Raw genomic sequence first — 1,101 nt, 5'->3', positions numbered from 1 at the left:
TTAAAGTGGTTCAAGTCGGAGGAAAGCACCTTAGGGTGTCTTCCTCCGACTTGAAATTCATAAAATTCCTATGTAATTAAAATGAAATTTTATACATTTCCATCAAACAAACTACTAATTATTTTCTTGATTTAATTCCATTTCCTTAGTTTCCAAATAATCCATGTACTCATGCCAATCATTAAAACTTAGCTTATCTTCTTTCCCTTCTAACAACTCCAACGTCTCTCTTGCCTTTTTTAAATCTTCTACGTACAAATAAGATACTCCTAATATATAAACAAAATCATTTTGTAAATTCCTCTTATCTTTTAAAATATTAATTATTTCATTGTATTTAGGATTTTCACTACTAAACTCTAAATATACTATATATTCTTCAACATCTTTAACTTCAAATACATATGGATTTTCTTGCTGTTGTTTTTTTATTTCTTGAAGCAAATCAATACTTTTTTGAATGTTTTGCTCCTCACCAATATCCACTAACACTTGAGCTAATAAATATTTACAAAATGTATCATCTGGGTTATCGACTAAACTACTCTCAAAACATACTTTTGATTTTAATAAATCTCTTTTTGTACCTTTATAAAATACCATCCCCGCTAAAACCTTATCCTCAAAAATTTCTAAGTAATCATCATTATCCAAATTATGCTTAGTTCTTATCTTATCGTAATCTTTTTGTTCTAAATTTCTTAATGCAAATATCCATTCTTTCCCTTCATATATCTGTTCCTTATATTCCACAAGGATTGCAAATACTCTTTCAAATGTCAAAAATATAGTAACTGTTAAAAATAGCAAACTTATGGAACCTTGTGTTTTATTTTGTAAAATATTCGAAATTACAATAGGTATAAACACTATAAATACGACAAATCTTTTCGCTCTAATACTATCTTTATTAAAACTTGAATACGTAATTAAAATAACAAAAATAGCTGTCCAAAAAAACAAAATCTCCAATATATGGGCTACAAAGAAAGTATCTGGCACCATTGCATATGTAATAAATAATGTAACAAAAATAAAAATTGGCCCTATAATAACTAAAGATTTTTCTATTTTTAAATTTATAACTACTAAACGTAATAT

At 26.4% G+C, this 1,101-nt stretch carries 1 protein-coding gene; it reads right to left on the bottom strand.

Features of this window, described 5'->3' with window-relative positions:
• Positions 1 to 114 precede the first annotated feature (114 nt).
• Positions 115 to 1,101, bottom strand: a 987-nt coding sequence (locus tag ABWK52_RS29585; protein ID WP_353772397.1) for a hypothetical protein, incomplete at its 5' end; no start/stop codon positions are given.

It is taken from the genome of Bacillus sp. AP50 (assembly GCF_040492675.1).
Taxonomy (GTDB): Bacteria; Bacillota; Bacilli; order Bacillales; family Bacillaceae_G; genus Bacillus_A; species Bacillus_A cereus.
Note: the sequence above shows the minus strand (reverse complement) of the source record. Positions and strands in the feature narration are given on the sequence as shown.